This is a genomic window from Francisella sciaenopsi (genome assembly GCF_045862875.1).
GTDB lineage: Bacteria > Pseudomonadota > Gammaproteobacteria > Francisellales > Francisellaceae > Francisella > Francisella sciaenopsi.
The window spans coordinates 143904-158069 of record NZ_BTHG01000006.1; the positions used below are offsets into that span (position 1 = coordinate 143904).

Below are 14166 nucleotides of genomic sequence, written 5' to 3' on the forward strand. Positions count from 1 at the left end.
AGAGTATCTATGTATTCTAAGCAAAATTATCGCCAAATAAGATTATTACCTGAAGATTTAGCCAATCAAATAGCTGCTGGGGAAGTTATAGAAAGACCCTCTTCTGTAGTGAAAGAGTTAGTCGAAAATTCTATAGATGCTGGAGCAACATCTATTACTATAGAAATTCAAGAAGGTGGTAAATCTTTAATTAGAATCAGAGATAATGGTAGAGGGATTACACAGGATGATTTACAATTAGCTTTAGCACCTCATGCAACAAGTAAAGTTTATACCCTTGAAGAGTTAGAATCTGTTGCAAGTATGGGCTTTCGTGGTGAGGCTCTAGCGAGTATTGCATCTGTTTCAAAGCTAAAGATTATCTCAAAACATCAGGATTTAGATGATGCTTGGCAAATCAATAACCAAACTAGAGAGGTTGTGCCAGCTGCACATGTGACTGGGACAACTATTGAGGTTTGTGAGCTTTTTTATAACACTCCGGCTCGACGTAAGTTTTTAAAGAAAGACAATACCGAGTTTTTACATATTTCTGATTTACTTAAGAAATATATGCTTTGCTATTTTGGTATAGCTTTTCGACTTATTCATAATGGTAAAGAAGTCAAAGATCTATTATTAGCAGAAGATGCGCAACTAAAATATAATCGTGTTTTAGATTTGTATAGTCGTGATTTTATTGAGAATGCTATCTATATAGATAAAGAAGTTGGTGATGCTCATTTATGGGGGTGGGTGGCTAGTCCTAGATTTAATAGAGCTAGAGCAGATATGCAGAGTTTCTATATAAATGGGCGTATTATCAAAGATAAGATTGTCACTCATGCGATAAAAAATGCTTATAAAGATGTAATGTATGGTAATAGATATCCAGCATTTCTACTTTATCTTGATATGGATTATAAAGAGGTAGATGTAAATGTTCATCCAGCTAAGAGTGAAGTACGTTTTAGAAACCAAAAATTTATCTATGATTTTCTATTTGGTACAGTTAATAAAGCAATAACGACAAGTGCAGATATCGAGATTGAAACTTCTAGTTTTAGTGAAAACAATACATACCAAGAATCTAAAGGTACTAATAATCCTCTTAATATTGGTAATATGAGTTTAGATATCAATATTGAAGATGATAAAGAAGAAGATAATAGTGCGACTATATTAGATAGGTATTTTAATAATCAAAACACTCAAGAAAATGAAATTAATATATCACAAAAGCCAAAAGCTAGTGGTTTAGGACAAGCTATCTGTCAGATTCATGGTATATATATACTCTCACAAGTTGAAGATGGTGTTGTGCTTGTTGATATGCATGCAGCACATGAGAGAATACTCTATGAAGAGATGAAAAAAACTTGGCATGCAGATACTGCTAAGTTTAAGCAAAATCTATTAATGCCCTTAACATGCAGATTATCAAGTAATATAGTCGCAACGATTGATGAGAACATCGAAGTGTTTGAGAGACTAGGCTTTGAAATATCAGTAGTAGCAGATGATGCAGTATTAGTGCGTTCAACGCCAATATATGTCAAAGATAAAGATGTGCAAAATCTAATATCAAATGTAGCTACAGAGCTTACATCTTCTGGTAAGACAAAGAGTGTCGAGTTTTATTTAAATCATATTTTAGCTACAGTATCTTGTCATGCTGCAGTTAGAGCAAATGATAAGTTGAGTATCCCAGAAATGAATCATCTATTAAGACAAATGGAAACTGTTGAAAATTCTGGTCAATGTAATCATGGTCGCCCAACTTGGGTAAAGCTTAATTTTGCACAATTAGATAATTTCTTTTTGAGGGGACGTTAACCTTAAATATACAAATTATAACTTGTTTAGTTATTGTAGTGACAGAACATTGTTTTGTGTTTTTATTTCGTTACTTACTGCGTAAGTTATAGCGACATACTTTTTTCATGGCAGAAAAAGTATGCAAAACTGCCTAGCACTACGCTATCGTAGTTTAAAACAAATCGAAAATAAAAAACTAACTTCGTTCAAACAGTTTTATTTTCTAATCATTTGTTTTTGAAACTACTTGTCGCTGATGTGCATGTGCAGTATGGGGTTTCGTTTGATATAGAAGCTATAAGAGCTTATTATATATATTATCATTTTTGGTATCCTAATTAATTCTTATGAAAAAGTTAACCGATAGAAATCATTTTAGTCCGGTTTTTTCCAATAGACATTGGACTAGTGAGGAGAATGGTTGGCATTATAGTTATTATTACTATTGCAAAAATAGAAAAAAGGTTGTTGAAGCAAATAAAGATATAGGCAAGACTGCATGGGGATTTGAATATCATCTATATTCACAAACACTTGAGGATCGTCTTGATGTTGAGCTTGAAAATCAAGTAAAGCACCTTTATGATAAATTATTACAGAATGAAGCTTTATCCTCTAATGAGAGGATGAAGTGGGGACAATTTATTATTACTCAAGCGGTAAGGACACCAAGTTTTTTTAAATATAGAGATAAGCTTGAAGAATTGAATGGTGGGAATAGTGAGCTATATAAAGAAGAAATTATAGGCTGCCAATGGTGTATGGATAATCAATATATAGCGAATAGAAATTGGATTATTCTTGAAGCAGCTGAAGATGATTACTTTGTTAGAACAGATAATCCAGTATATATGACAGGCTTTCTTGATAACCCAGAAACAGTAATATATTATCCACTTAGTCCAAAAAAATGTTTTGTTGCATGTTCATTTATTGAAGCGATACCTATCTTAAAAGGTAGTGAGCCTAGTTTACCTAAACAAGAACTTTTACAATTATCAAAAGGTGATGCGTTTAAAATTAATTTTGATATTATAAGGTCTGCTTCTAATTCATTAATCGTTTCTAAAACAAATAATAACTGGGCTACTAATCATATGAATCTTCAATTGCTTGGATTATATCCACAGATTCCATTTATGTTATCTAGGGCTAACAACGCATTTTCTGAGTCGGAGGAAATGAACAAGATTATCAAATTAATGAGTATTGCAGATAATGTCGAATATCCTTTAGATAGAGAGTATGAATTGAAACCATTTTATGGAGTTGAGTTTTCAATGGGTATTAACCCTTTTTCAGTTTTTGGTGTAACAGATGAAAAGCTTCGTGAGTTGTATCCAGATATTGAAATATAAATTACATCAGTATTGCCATACTTTCATCTTGCTTATAAATATTTTTAATATAGAATCTCCTTAGATTATTTATGTCTGCATTTTCAGTGATTAATTTAGTCTTATGACTTTTTTAAAAATCTTATTTTAGATAGGTATTAGTATGCTTAATTATTTTAAAGCTAGAAGTAGACTATTTAGTAATAGTTCTTTTAGCTATGCTTGTGTGATGACTTTATTTAATGCTACTGTGGTAGGTATCGCGTATATATCTATAAGTTGGCATTTGTTAACTCTAAAGAATAACCTTGAAGTTATAATGTTGTTTATGCTTACTTGGTGGATTTTTGGAGTAATATTATCTCCAATTACCGGTTATTTTGCTGACCTTATACCTAGAAGAATAATTATAGTTCTAGTAAATGTCTTTCGAGTTATATTACTTTCATCATTTGTATTTTTGGGTAATTTAGACTCTTTAACTCTAGTATATTTGTTTACAAGTATATGGGGAATTATATTAGCATTTTTTATGCCGGCAATGATGATAATGTCGCGAGAGCTATTTCCTAATGATGATGTTCTATTGTATGCAAATAGTACGATGGATGGACTATTTGAATTTGGTATGGTTATTGGAATGTCTTTAGGAGGGATCTTAGTGGCGTATTTCGATATGCACCAGATTATGATAATAATGCTTGCTGGAAGTATTTTTGCTACTTTGTGTAGTTTTATGATTGTGCCAAAGAGAATTGTAAAAAATCAAAAAGGGAATTTTGTAGATAATTGGAAAGAAGTTATGAACTACCTTAGCAAAAATATATCGCTATATTGGTGTTATTTAGCTCAAGTTAGTATGACTTGTATATATATGATTGCTCCAATCTTCATATCTCCATACGCGAAGAATATTCTTCATGCGTCGTCTTTGGAATTTGGACTAATAGAAGTGGCGTTTTCAGTAGGTTTTATTATTGGGAATATTTTACTGCCATATATGATAGAAAAAATGTCGCCAAAATTAACTCTAGCTTTTTCTATGAGTGCATCAGCTATGATGTATTTATTGTTAGGATTAAACCAGAGTATAGCTTTTGCTATTTTGTATTATCTAGTAGCAGGTGTGTTTATATCATCATGGGTGATAATTGTTACTATAGCACAAAAAAATACGCCGATAACTTTACAGGGTAAAATACAAGGTGTTGCTTATGGTTTATCTGGTCTAGTGGTTATGTTTATATATACAATATTCTTTATGGTTAACTATTTAGAGCCGTTACCTAGTAATAGATGGTTTTATGTATTAGCAGCTTTGGCATTATGTACATTATGGCCAATACTTAAAGGATTAAAATTTTTAGATAAAACCAAGTAATAGATATTTAATTAGTGATGAGTTGAAATTATTGATTTAGGTTATCTAAGTACTTTTCAGCATCTAGTGCAGCCATACAGCCAGTACCTGCAGAAGTTACTGCTTGTTTGTAAATATGATCAGCTACATCTCCAGCAGCAAATACGCCTTTGATATTTGTTTGAGTAGCATCGCCAGCTAGACCAGATTTTACCTTGACATAGCCATTTTCCATTTCAATCTGACCTTCAAATATACCAGTATTTGGAGTGTGACCGATAGCAATAAATACTCCCATTACATCAATTTGAGATTCCTCATTGGTTTTGACATTTCGAACACGTAGTGCATTTACACCCATATCATCACCAAGAACTTCTTCTAATGTAGTATCCCAGATAATATTTACATTACCATTCTCAGCTTTTTCCATTAGCTTGTCGATTAGGATTTTTTCAGATCTAAGCGAGTCTCTACGATGAATCAAGGTTACAGATTTAGCAATGTTTGATAAAAATAGTGCCTCTTCAACAGCAGTGTTACCACCACCTACAACCGCAACATCTTTATTTTTGTAGAAGAATCCATCACAAGTAGCACAAGCAGATACACCTTTGCCCATGAATTTTTCTTCTGATTCTAAACCTAAGTATCTAGCAGTAGCACCAGTAGCTATAATTAGAGCATCACAAGTATACTCTTCAATCTCTCCAACTAACTTGAAAGGTCTAGTTTGTAGATCTACGGAGTTAATTGTGTCATATGTGATTTGTGTATCGAATCTCTCAGCTTGTTTTTGTAGTTTTTCCATAAGCTCAGGGCCCATGATACCATCAGCTTCACCTGGCCAGTTATCGACATCTGTAGTAGTTGTAAGTTGTCCACCTGGTTGCATACCTGTGATAATTACAGGGTTTAAGTTTGCACGAGCTGCATAGATTGCTGCAGTGTATCCCGCAGGGCCGGATCCTAAAATTATTAATTTGTGATGAGTTGCCATTTTAAAAAGTTCTTCAAAATACGATTATGGCAAAATTATAACATAGTGCTTGTTCAAGTGAAATTTTGAAATTACCTTCTTAAGAGGTTTATTTTTGAAACTACTAATTATTAATGCGAATTTATTTCTTTGACAAGGTTTTTAATTGCTGCAAAATCATCAAAATATGCAAAGCTATCTAGAGCTTCTAGATCTACACCATTATGATAACCATAACTTACCATTATAGTTTTTACATTTGCCTCTTTAGCACATAAATAATCATTCATAGAATCGCCAACCATCAAACTCTCTTCGGTTTTAGCATTTAGCTTATTCATAGCAAACAGGAGAGGTTCTGAGTATGGTTTGTAGCTGGTTGTAGTATCTCCACCGACAATTACTTCAAAATAGTCAATCAAACCTAAATGAGTTAGAGACTGTATGGCATCATCTTCATGTTTGTTTGTTACAACAGCCATTTTGATACCTTGTTGCTTTAAGAAATCTAAAGTTTCAATGACATGGGGATATACTCTACTATTTGCACTATTTAGGGTTTTGTATGTTTGACTGACAATTTTGACACCTGTATCAGCGATAGATTCAATATAATCATTATCATTGAAATCTAATGCTAAAATTTTTCTAACAGTAGTAGGGTAGCCTTTGCCAATAATACTAGCTAAGACATCTTCAGATACCGGCTCAAGTCCAAAATGTTTACGCATGGTATTTGTTGCAACTGTTAGGTCACCAACTGTATTAACAAGTGTGCCGTCTAAGTCAAAGAATATATTTTTTATCATACTTCTATAGCTAACTAATTTAATTAGGGAGAATTATATCTAAGTTTGAGTAATGTTTCTAACTTTTGAGTTTCGGGAAGTTATCTATTATAAACTCATTTAACATTCTTATTCTATAAGCTTGAAATTGTTTAGAAGGATATAAAATACTTATCATATTTTCAGGCTTATCATTAGGGTTAAGAATGACTTTATAATCTGGCAATATATGTATAAGTTTGCCTAATTCATAATCTTTTTTTACATCTAATAATGATTTAGAAGCTACTCCATAGCCTCCTATGCACATCTTTCGACTTATATAACCATTATTAACGATACAAGATGGATTAATATTAATTTTATGTTTGTTGTTAGAATCAACTAAGTACCAGTTTGTAATAGTTGAAGAATTTATTTTAAGAGTTATGAAATTACATTTGGATAATATATTTATATCATTAATATTAGATATATTTGCTTTTTTTAAATATTCAGGACTTGCACATAATACTCTATAATCTTTGGTTAATGTTTTTGCGATAAAGTTACTATTAGGTAAATTACCATGTCTAATAGCAATATCAAAAGGAAATTGATTATATGAAACAACATCGTCAGTAAGGAAAATATCATATTTGATCTTAGGATTATTTTGACTAAATTTTTCTAATATTGGCAATATGAATTGTTCACCTAGATCAAAAGGCATAGTTATTTTGATAAGCCCTTCAATATTATCTTTTTTATTTTGAATATCTTCTTTTATACAGTCTAGTTGTTCTAATACTTTAGTTGCAGATTTATATAATTCTTCTCCTGCTTTTGTAATCTCAACTTTTCTTGTTGTTCTAATCAGTAATCTTGTTTGATAATACTCTTCTAAAGAATTTATTTTGTTGCTTATACTAGCTGGAGATAAATGAAATTGCCTTCCAGCTGCAGAAAGATTTCCATGATCAACTACAGCTATAAAAAGTCGTAGCTCGTGTAACATTTCCATTTTTTAGCTTTAATAAAAAGTCTTTTTATAAATTATGATATTATCATCAAAAATATAAAAAGTATAATGAGAGCAACTCATATTTTTTTGAGAAGATATTAGTTCAAATAAATATTATAGGTACGTATTATGAAAAAAAGTTTGATTCCATTAATGTTAGGAGCATTGACAATAGGCATTACAGAGTTTGTGATGATGGGGATTTTGCCTCAAGTATCGGAGTATTTTAATATTAGTATTTCTGAAGCTGGACATTCAATTAGCATATATGCTGTGGGTGTTGTAGTAGGTGCTCCAGCTCTCGTACTTTTCTCAAAAAAATTTAGTCCGAGATTTTTGTTGATAGCATTAAGTATTATGCTAGCTATTTTTAATAGTTTATCTATTTTTGCAACTAATTATGATTTTTTGTTGATTACTAGGTTTCTATCAGGTTTACCTCATGGTGCATTTTTTGGTGTTGGTGCCATTGTTGCTATGAAAGTTGCTAATAAAGGTAAAGAATCTCAAGCAATAGCATTAATGTTTATGGGATTAACAATTGCCAATCTATTTGGGGTACCTTTAGCAACACATTTATCACTAGTAACAAGTTGGCAGATGGCATTTATTATTGTGGGTCTTATAGGAGTGATTACAGTAATTACTACTGTGATGTGGATACCTCACGTTAATCTAAATAACGAAGAGCTTCATGAAGATAATGAATCTTCAAATATAAAAGCGCTAATGAGGTTAAATACATGGTTAGCATTTGGAGTTGTATCATTTGGTTTTGCTGGTTTATTTGCTTGGTTTAGCTATATTTCACCAATAATGACAAATATTACTCATATATCAGAAAATACTATTCCGTATGTATTGTTTCTTGTTGGATTAGGGATGTTTTGTGGCAATATTTATGGTGGCAAATTAACAGATAAAAAAGGAGCACTAGGTGCAACAGTTATTAGTTTAATTGGATTGGTATTAGCTTTATTATTAGCTTATTTATTTGTGGATTATAAGGTTATTTCTATTGTTATAAGTTTTCTTGTTGGTTTTTTTGCATTTGGTTTAGCTCCTTCAATTCAAACACTGTTAATAAGAGTTTTTAAAGGAGCAGAGATGCTTGGTTCAGCTATGAGTCAGGCTGGATTTAATATAGCAAATGCTTTAGGTGCTTTTTTAGGAGGGCTGCCTATAGCATATGGTTTATCTTACTCAAGTAGCATTATATCAGGAATAATAGCATCAGTATTTGGTGTTATATTGATATTTGTTCTGAAATATAGAGTTATTAAGTTATCTAAAAGTTAATTGTTTGTGACTTTATATTAGTAATCTCATCAATCTGACTAATTTTAATTTCTAAGGCGGAAGCTGGGAATGCTATAGAGTCAGTATCTCGCAAAATTTTTTTAGAAGCAGAGCAGTGAATATTTGTTATTTTTGTAGTTTCGAGTATTTCTTTTACATTATTTGAGTTAATTCCACCACCGGGCATGATTTGGATTTGTCTCCCAAACTTTTCTTGTAGTGATTTTATAATTTCTAAACCAGTTATTACATTAGTAGCTGTTCCTGATGTTAGAATCCTATCAAAGCCTAGATTGATGATTTCTTGCGTAGCTGTGTATATATCTGTTGTTAAATCAATTGCTCTATGAAAAGTTAGTTCTTTGCCAGCTTTTTTTGTAAGTTCAATAAATGGTTCTAAGAATTTTTTATTAATCTTGTTTTCTTTAGTTAAAGCACCAATTACAACTCCATCTACATTTAGTTCAAGCATTGTTTTTAGATCATCGAGCATAATTTGCTGATCTATTTCATCATAATAAAAATCACCTGCACGATGACGGATCATAGCTTGAAGCGAACCTGTGAAATTATCTTTGGCAAACTTAACTAAGCTAGGAGAGGGAGTAAGTCCTTCAACTCCAAGTGCAGAACATAGTTCTAATCTATCAGCACTAGCTTTTTGAGCATTAACAATTGATTGATGGTTATCTATACAGATTTCTAGGGTTGTCATTTGTTGAGAACAAGCAAATTATCATGATATATATTATATTTAGTTAGGTGTTATACTTAAATATCTAAAGTATAAAAGTTCATCAGTGATTATGAAATTGGTAACAAATAGGACAATTCTTGAAATTTCAGATTCAAAAGATGCTCAATTAATATTAGATTATTATGTTGAAAATAAAGAACATCTAGCACCATGGGAACCAATAAGGAAAGATAGCTTTTTTACATTACAAAACTTTTCTAAAACCTTAGATCAAAATCAGCAAGATTTTAAAACTAGTTCGGCTTTGAGATTTACTATTTTTGATGAAAATAGGAATGTTGTCATAGGTGTTTGTAACTTCACAAATATTATATATGGGCCATTTCAAGCATGTAATCTTGGGTATTCTATAGCAGAAAAATATCAGGGCATGGGACTTATGAAAGAAGCTTTAGAAGTAGCTATTGATTATGTATTTGAGGGATTAAATTTACATAGGATTATGGCAAACTATTTACCATCAAATAGCCGAAGTGCAGAACTATTAACAAAACTTGGATTTGAAAAAGAAGGAATTGCAAAATCTTATCTTAAGATAGCTGGGAAGTGGCAAGATCATATTCTTACATCAAAGATAAATCCTAAACATAATGATTATTAATAACTAAAATTACAAAACATAGGAAGAATTTAATGAGTCAATTATTTATAGTTTATCTTGGTGGGAGTGCACCAAAAGCAAATATAGAGTTACATGATATACAGTTTGTAATCGGAGATACTATCGAAGATACTTATGAACAACTTAGAAAAAATTGGTTTGGAACTATTAAAGGGTTGCATCTAGATAGTTATAAAGCTGTTAAAGGAGCAGATGGTTATAAGATATCTATAGAAGATAAACCTCAAAACTTTGATAAAAAATTATATTTTGTCAATCTTGGTGGTTATGATGAATCTAAACTAAATGAGCTACATGAGTTTGCATTATTTGTTGCTGCAGATAAAACAGGGGCAAAAGAAAAAGCTAAGAAGTCTTTGCTAAAAAACTCATTACATCAGCATAAAGATAATCTTATGGAAGTTGATGATTGTTTAGAGATTAGTTCCGTAGGTGGTAAATATATTCATCTAAGTCCAAGTGATGAAAAATATGATTTAAAACCTGATTGGTTTGGGTATAGAGTTATAGGTTCTTAAAGTTAATATGGTTTTGAAATAGCTTGAGTAACACTAACATTTTTATGAATCTCTTTGAACGCGGTTGAAAATGCCTCCTTACTGTTAACGTATTTGTAGGTGTTTTCTAAAAAATCTGCTTGATTAATACTAGTAGCATCAAATGATTTAGTTTTCCATTCTTGACCAATTTGTATTATAGTATTTTTGAATTTAATAAATTTAAAAATAGCTACCTCACCAGGATTGTTATTATAGGCTTTTATATTTTTATTTGATAAAGATCCACATAGCAAAATTGACATACTTGAAGATTCTGTCTTTGCAGTATTTAGAATTTTAACATTTTTACCACATGACTTTACAAACCCAGATAGAACATAGTTAGCATATTGAGATATACTAAGCTTATTTTCCTTGTCATATAATCCTGATATGGTATATATTTCTTTCCAATCATCAAAACTCTGTCCTGTAGGTATTTGTTCATATAAAAAACTAATCCCTTTTTGACTTCTATAGACATCTCCAATTAGACCTGTGCTAAACCATGTTGGATATGGGTATGTCAATGAAGCATCATAAATTTTCATTGTTTGAATGGAGTTTTTAACTTGATCCTTTGACATCCCCATATAATCTTTTTCTGCTGAGAATGAAATACTAAGCGATATTAATATAGTAAAAACTGATAAAAGTAATTTTGTCATTTACAAGAGCATTTTATTTGAATATATCTATTTTAAATAGATGTATTAAGAAAAGTAAATAACTACGATATTAATTCAGCTTGTTTTTTAATTGGTTCTTCCATATCATCAGTCCAAACCCAATAAAAGACTGGTTCGCTACCTTTGAAACTTGCAACATAATAGTTATCTTGATTATCAATTGCATGAATTGTTAGCTCATCTAAGTATCCAGTTTTAAGATGGCGCAAGTCCTTAGCAGCTTCTAACACAGCATCTTTTACAGACATTCCCATTTTCATATATAAAACTACAGATCTAGCAGTACTACAACGAATTGCCATCTCGCCAGTATGTGTACAAGCACAAGCTCCATATCGAGAGTCAGCATATGAGCCAGCGCCAATAATTGGACTATCACCTAATCTACCAGGATAGCGCCAAGCCCAACCAGAAGTGCTTGTAGCAGATGAGATAGTATTTTTATGATCCTTTGATAGATATACAGTAGTATCAAAAACCTTCTCAGGGTCAACAGCAAATTTACTTACACCTATAAGAGGGATGTTTGGGAAGTTCTTTTTTTGTTCAGCTGAAAGATGTTTATTTAAATGTTTTTGCCATTGTTTTTTAATTTCAGGTGTTAAGTTATCAACTTTTAGAGCATCTATTTCATTAGCAAAACGATTTGCTCCCTCACCAACTAATAGTTCATGATCAAGTCTCTCCATTACTTGGTATGCTACCTCTACCGCGTTAGCATATCCTTTTAGAGCTCCAACAGATCCTGTACGTAGATCATCTCCATCCATTACAGAAGCATCTAGTGTTACATTACCTAATATATCAGGCCATGATCCTCTACCTACAGTAGTTATTGTTGTATCATTCTCAACAAGTTTGATACCTTCGATAATAGCTCGTAGACCATTTTCTTTGCTTTGAAGACGTTTAAAGGCTTCAGGTACGCCACCACGACCCTCATCATTTGCAATTAAAATCATTTTTATACCTTTGTCTTAGTAAGTTTTTTTAATATTGGGGTTAATGCCAATAATATAACAGCCATGATAGTTGCTGCAATAAAAAGTTTAAAATATCCTGAAGCAAAGCTACTTGCAGGGGTATTTTTACCAACTGCAATGTGTGAGCTAATTACACCACCAAAGAATCCAGCATAAGCACTAATTGTCCACCATACTCCCATCATTGTTGATTTTAGATGCTCAGGAGCTAAGCGAGTAACCAAGGCTAAACCAACTGGTGAAATGCACAGCTCACCAAAAACAAGCATTAAGTAACACAGTAGTAGCCATATTACATTAGCATGTCCAGTTTGAGCTGCTATAGATCCAGCTATGCTTAAGAATAGGAAACATAATGCGAGAAATACTAAACTAAATACAAATTTTAATTCATCAGAGGGCTCTTTGTTTTTTTGACTTAGTTTTTGCCATAAAACACCAAAGAAAGGGGTAATTATAACTAATAAGGTTAGTTGTGTTGCCATAACTGTAGTAACAGGCATATTAAAACCTAAGATATTAAGTTCAATATTATGCTTGATAAATAGAGGAATACTGATAGAAGTTTGGTTACTCAATGACCAATAGAAAAGCATAAAAATAGATAATATTAGAAGAATTGCAATATTAGTCTTTTGACTGCTTCCAAGAGATTTCCAAAGAGATATTAGATAAATCAACAGAACAATTCCAGATAATGAAATAATTATCATTGATTGAGTAGGGTGAGCTATTAAATAAGCAAAAATGCATGCTGAAAATATCACAAATAAGATAATCACTTGCCAAACGTTTAAACCTAAGAAAAGTTTTCTTTGCATAACTTCATAGTTTGGTTCATCACAGCTTTTTGGAAAATATTTTTTACCAAGTTCAAAACATATTAGACCCAGAGCCATTCCAAAAGCGGCTAAACTAAAACCATAATGCCAACCAATTTTCTCACCGACAAAACCAACTATAAAGGTAGCTAGAACAGATCCAAAGTTAATACCTGTATAAAAATAAGCAAAACCACTATTTCGTAGAGACTCTCTATCATCATAAAGTCTACCAACCATTGTAGAGACATTGGACTTAAAGAAACCTGTGCCGGCAGAAATACAACCTAACCCTAAAAATAATGCTGTATTACTAGATCCAGATAATGCCATAATTATATGTCCAGTCATTATAGATACTCCACCGATTAAAACACAACGTCTATAACCAATGATTCTATCTGCTAAGATTCCACCAATTGCTGTAGTGATATATAGGAATGTAACATAACTACCAAAGACTAAAGCTGCATTAGCATCTGTGAAGTTTAGTCTCTGAGTCATATATAAGATTAAGATAGCTGATAGTCCATAGAAGCTAAAACGTTCCCACATTTCAGCAAAGAATAAAAATTTGAGTCCTCGAGGATGTTTAAGAGGTTCCATTTTTGATTTTATTAAAATAGAGGGTAAATTCATTTTAACTAAATACTAAATATAAATCATTAATAAGCTATTGCTAAATTTACTTTTAATAGCTAAAAAGCCTTAGTCGCTATTGATATCTAATATAGATGGAATATAATTTTCGCTCTTATATAAATTAATAATCTAATCGAGGTAAATATGTCATTCAAAGGTTCATGCCTATGTAATTCTGTTCAATTTGAAATTAATGGTAATTTTGAAAGTTTCTTTTTGTGTCATTGTGAGCATTGTCGTAAAGATACTGGTTCAGCTCATGCCGCTAATTTGTTTTCATCAAATGCAAAATTAAATTGGCAATCTGGTCAAGAGTTAATCAAAAAATATAAACTACCTGGATCACATCATACAAAAAGTTTTTGTAGTGAATGTGGTTCGGCATTACCTTTTGAGCAATCAGAATTTAATTTAGTAGTAGTGCCTGCAGGTAGTCTAGATGATAAAGTAGATATTAAGCCGACAGCTAATATATTTATGGCTAGTAAAGCTAATTGGGATGAAAATTTAGCATCAGCTCATAGTTTTGATGCTTTTCCAGCACTTTAAA

Annotated in this window: 14 protein-coding genes; 7 read left to right on the forward strand and 7 right to left on the reverse strand. The window is 31.6% G+C overall.

Annotated elements, in window-relative coordinates; translation table 11 throughout:
• Window positions 1–9 precede the first annotated feature (9 nt).
• The 3 genes from mutL to ACKTR7_RS08070 all read left to right on the forward strand — a co-directional run bounded on the left by mutL (window position 10) and on the right by ACKTR7_RS08070 (window position 4515).
• Window positions 10–1815 carry a DNA mismatch repair endonuclease MutL gene (mutL, locus tag ACKTR7_RS08060; RefSeq protein WP_407877825.1) on the forward strand — a complete coding sequence of 602 codons (1806 nt, stop codon included), beginning with the start codon at window positions 10–12 and terminating at the stop codon, window positions 1813–1815.
• Window positions 1816–2144: 329 nt separating this feature from the next.
• Window positions 2145–3155: a DUF4238 domain-containing protein gene (locus ACKTR7_RS08065; RefSeq protein WP_407877826.1), complete on the forward strand. Its 1011-nt coding sequence runs from the start codon at window positions 2145–2147 to the stop codon at window positions 3153–3155.
• Between the two features lie 142 nt (window positions 3156–3297).
• Entirely contained in the window at window positions 3298–4515 is a 1218-nt protein-coding gene (locus ACKTR7_RS08070; RefSeq protein WP_407877827.1) for an MFS transporter, read from the forward strand.
• 28 nt (window positions 4516–4543) lie between these two features.
• Here ACKTR7_RS08070 and trxB read toward each other — a convergent pair whose 3' ends face one another.
• The 3 genes from trxB to ACKTR7_RS08085 form a co-directional block, all read right to left on the reverse strand.
• On the reverse strand, window positions 4544–5494 hold the full coding sequence (gene trxB, locus ACKTR7_RS08075; RefSeq protein ID WP_407877828.1) for a thioredoxin-disulfide reductase: 951 nt from the start codon (window positions 5492–5494) through the stop codon (window positions 4544–4546).
• A gap of 110 nt (window positions 5495–5604) precedes the next feature.
• On the reverse strand, window positions 5605–6282 hold the full coding sequence (locus ACKTR7_RS08080; protein WP_407877829.1) for an HAD-IA family hydrolase: 678 nt from the start codon (window positions 6280–6282) through the stop codon (window positions 5605–5607).
• Window positions 6283–6340: 58 nt separating this feature from the next.
• Window positions 6341–7264, reverse strand: coding sequence for a LysR substrate-binding domain-containing protein (locus ACKTR7_RS08085; RefSeq protein ID WP_407877830.1), 924 nt, complete (start codon window positions 7262–7264; stop codon window positions 6341–6343).
• Between the two features lie 129 nt (window positions 7265–7393).
• On the opposite strand from ACKTR7_RS08085, the gene ACKTR7_RS08090 reads away from it, so the two are divergent.
• Window positions 7394–8563, forward strand: a complete 1170-nt coding sequence (locus ACKTR7_RS08090) for an MFS transporter (RefSeq protein WP_407877831.1) — start codon at window positions 7394–7396, stop codon at window positions 8561–8563.
• Here ACKTR7_RS08090 and ACKTR7_RS08095 read toward each other — a convergent pair.
• On the reverse strand, window positions 8553–9278 hold the full coding sequence (locus tag ACKTR7_RS08095) for a copper homeostasis protein CutC (protein WP_407877832.1): 726 nt from the start codon (window positions 9276–9278) through the stop codon (window positions 8553–8555). The genes ACKTR7_RS08090 and ACKTR7_RS08095 overlap by 11 nt on opposite strands.
• A 52-nt stretch (window positions 9279–9330) precedes the next feature.
• Here ACKTR7_RS08095 and rimJ point away from each other — a divergent pair, with 52 nt between their 5' ends.
• Together rimJ and ACKTR7_RS08105 are read left to right on the forward strand one after the other, a co-directional pair.
• The gene (gene rimJ, locus ACKTR7_RS08100) at window positions 9331–9921 is read left to right on the forward strand and encodes a ribosomal protein S5-alanine N-acetyltransferase (protein WP_407877867.1); all 591 of its coding nucleotides are present in this window, start codon (window positions 9331–9333) and stop codon (window positions 9919–9921) included.
• Between the two features lie 32 nt (window positions 9922–9953).
• Window positions 9954–10460, forward strand: coding sequence for a DUF1543 domain-containing protein (locus ACKTR7_RS08105; RefSeq protein WP_407877833.1), 507 nt, complete (start codon window positions 9954–9956; stop codon window positions 10458–10460).
• Window positions 10461–10462: 2 nt separating this feature from the next.
• On the opposite strand, the gene ACKTR7_RS08110 is transcribed toward ACKTR7_RS08105, so the two are convergent.
• The 3 genes from ACKTR7_RS08110 to ACKTR7_RS08120 all read right to left on the reverse strand — a co-directional run bounded on the left by ACKTR7_RS08110 (window position 10463) and on the right by ACKTR7_RS08120 (window position 13580).
• Window positions 10463–11149, reverse strand: a complete 687-nt coding sequence (locus ACKTR7_RS08110) for a hypothetical protein (RefSeq protein ID WP_407877834.1) — start codon at window positions 11147–11149, stop codon at window positions 10463–10465.
• Window positions 11150–11211: 62 nt separating this feature from the next.
• Window positions 11212–12132, reverse strand: coding sequence for a N(4)-(beta-N-acetylglucosaminyl)-L-asparaginase (locus ACKTR7_RS08115; RefSeq protein ID WP_407877835.1), 921 nt, complete (start codon window positions 12130–12132; stop codon window positions 11212–11214).
• A 2-nt stretch (window positions 12133–12134) separates the two neighbouring features.
• Window positions 12135–13580, reverse strand: coding sequence for a peptide MFS transporter (locus ACKTR7_RS08120; RefSeq protein WP_407877868.1), 1446 nt, complete (start codon window positions 13578–13580; stop codon window positions 12135–12137).
• Between the two features lie 180 nt (window positions 13581–13760).
• On the opposite strand from ACKTR7_RS08120, the gene ACKTR7_RS08125 reads away from it, so the two are divergent.
• The gene (locus tag ACKTR7_RS08125) at window positions 13761–14165 is read left to right on the forward strand and encodes a GFA family protein (protein WP_407877836.1); all 405 of its coding nucleotides are present in this window, start codon (window positions 13761–13763) and stop codon (window positions 14163–14165) included.
• Window position 14166: the final 1 nt, after the last annotated feature.